The organism is Dissulfurispira sp., assembly GCF_036745535.1.
Lineage (GTDB): Bacteria > Nitrospirota > Thermodesulfovibrionia > Thermodesulfovibrionales > Dissulfurispiraceae > Dissulfurispira.
On the sequence record NZ_DAIOFX010000163.1, the window covers coordinates 1 to 1,878 of the forward strand.

A 1,878-nucleotide genomic window follows, 5' to 3' on the forward strand; every position below is an offset into this window, starting at 1 on the left:
CCCATATCTAACTATTGCCTGTTTTTTGCCTTGACACCTTTATAGGATGTCTTTGAATGTTCTGAACCCTATTATACACCTTATGAAATTTTTATTTTTGTTGCTGCATCTGGGGATAGTAAAACAATTGGCAAGTGCAAGCTCTTTGAATTATGCCTCTACCACGAGCACAGGGCAGGGGGCATGGTTTATGACCTTCTCAACAACATTCTTGCCTAAAATCTTTTTAATCCAGCTCTTCTTGTCTGCTCCCATTATGATCAGATCGCATCTCTCGTCTTTAGCGACCTCCACAATCTTTTTATCAACCTCACCCTCTTCAAGCCTCGTCTTTATCAATGCCCCTTCTTTTTTTTTGCAATATCCTTCATATCGGAAACAGCCTTTGCTCCCTCGCTGTCCAGCACATCCTCGATATTCTTAATACCCACAAGATTAATGTCTCCCTTATATGAAGGGATAACCTTCACAACCGTGACCCAGCATTTTTCATCACGGGCAAGCTGCAATCCTTCTTTAAGAACATCCTTTGAGCCATTCACTGCTATTAAAATCTTTCTATATCCTTTCATCTTCTATCACCTCTCAATACTCCATTTCGTTGTTTATTTCACAACCAGCACTGGGCATGAGGCATTCATTATCACCCTTTCGGTTGTACTACCGATAATCACCTTATTGATCCCCCTCCACCCGTAACTTCCCATGATCATCAAATCATTCTTTAAAGCATTGGCAGTTTCTATAATCTTTTCTGCTGCCTGCCCTTCCTGAATTGTCGTACTTATGGATACACCATTGGAAACGGCAATCTTTTTCGCTTCATCCATGATTTTCTGGGCCTCCTGATAAAGATTTTGCTTTATGGATTCTGTCCTGAAAAACCCTACCATTTCCTCATAACGCGGAATTACGTACAGAACGGTTATCTCTGCATTATCCTTTCTTGACAGCTCGTAGGCATGCTCAAGGGCCTTTTTGCTGAATTGAGAGCCATCAAATAGTACAAGGATTGATTCATACTCACCTGTGTATTCACTGCAGGGCCTCTTTACGACCATGACATCGCAGGGTGCATTTATGATCACCTTCGATGTCACACTCCCCATGACCAGTCTTTTCAGTCCCTTTCTGCCGTAAGTTCCCATTGCGATAAGGTCAGCCTTCTTCCCCGCCGCAATATCAGTTATTACATCGGGCGGTTCACCCTCGCATATAAGGGACTCCACTTCTATTCCGAATTCGGATGAAATTGTCTCCCTCGCCTGATAGCAAACCTTTTTACCGAGTTCAAAGCGTTTCTCCCTCTGCTCCGGCGCAAGGCTGAATTCCTCCTCGTCAAAGTAAACAGCATGGACCATAATGACTTTACCACCATGCCTCTTTGCCAAGTTTGAGGACTCTATGAGCGCTGCCCTGCTGTATTCCGAGCCGTCAAATGCCACAAGTATTGTTTTATACATCAGTGTGCTCCTCCGCCTTTCCTGAATATCAAGCCCACTCCGAAGCCTGCTCCAAGCGCTGCAACTATGGATATGATTCCGTACAGGACCCCGTTGTTCTTAGCCATATTGGCAAAGGTCTTCACGACTCCGACCTGTTCAACGGTTATGCTGGATTGCGCAGTCTCCACAACCCTTCTGTCTTTCACCGCGTACGCCGTAACAGTGTATGTTCCGGGAGGAACCTGATACGGCCACTCGGTAAGGATATAATAATTCCCTTTTCCATCCTTCTCTGTTAATGATACTTTGCCGGTGGATACGGAATATAATCTCGAATTCTCTTTAAACCTCACAAACTCGTTAAACCATTTTGTTTTTTCGGTAGTGTCAATCATTTTGTGTAAATTCCTTTAAGGGCTTCTTTCCCCATTGT

General features: G+C 43.9%; 4 protein-coding genes. All 4 read right to left on the reverse strand.

Going from position 1 to position 1,878, the window contains the following annotated elements; translation table 11 throughout:
* Nucleotides 1-150 precede the first annotated feature (150 nt).
* Genes V7L97_RS12445 through V7L97_RS12460 form a run of 4 tightly spaced genes read right to left on the reverse strand, consistent with a single transcriptional unit; the run spans nucleotide 151 to nucleotide 1,840 of the window.
* Nucleotides 151-339, reverse strand: coding sequence for a universal stress protein (locus V7L97_RS12445; RefSeq protein WP_333656472.1), 189 nt, complete (start codon nucleotides 337-339; stop codon nucleotides 151-153).
* Complete coding sequence (locus V7L97_RS12450) at nucleotides 336-572, reverse strand: hypothetical protein (RefSeq protein WP_333656475.1); 237 nt, start codon at nucleotides 570-572, stop codon at nucleotides 336-338. Before V7L97_RS12450 ends, V7L97_RS12445 begins: the two co-directional genes overlap by 4 nt.
* Before the next feature lie 33 nt (nucleotides 573-605).
* The gene (locus V7L97_RS12455; protein ID WP_333656477.1) at nucleotides 606-1,463 is read right to left on the reverse strand and encodes a universal stress protein; all 858 of its coding nucleotides are present in this window, start codon (nucleotides 1,461-1,463) and stop codon (nucleotides 606-608) included.
* Nucleotides 1,463-1,840, reverse strand: coding sequence for a TIGR02186 family protein (locus V7L97_RS12460; RefSeq protein WP_333656480.1), 378 nt, complete (start codon nucleotides 1,838-1,840; stop codon nucleotides 1,463-1,465). The genes V7L97_RS12455 and V7L97_RS12460 overlap by 1 nt, the downstream gene beginning before the upstream one ends.
* Nucleotides 1,841-1,878 lie beyond the last annotated feature (38 nt).

What these genes read in the sequence shown, in the direction of transcription:
- V7L97_RS12460 (WP_333656480.1), bottom strand. Translation starts at nt 1,840, where the DNA reads ATGATTGACACTACCGAAAAAACAAAATGGTTTAACGAGTTTGTGAGG.
- V7L97_RS12450 (WP_333656475.1), bottom strand. Translation starts at nt 572, where the DNA reads ATGAAAGGATATAGAAAGATTTTAATAGCAGTGAATGGCTCAAAGGAT.
- V7L97_RS12455 (WP_333656477.1), bottom strand. Translation starts at nt 1,463, where the DNA reads ATGTATAAAACAATACTTGTGGCATTTGACGGCTCGGAATACAGCAGG.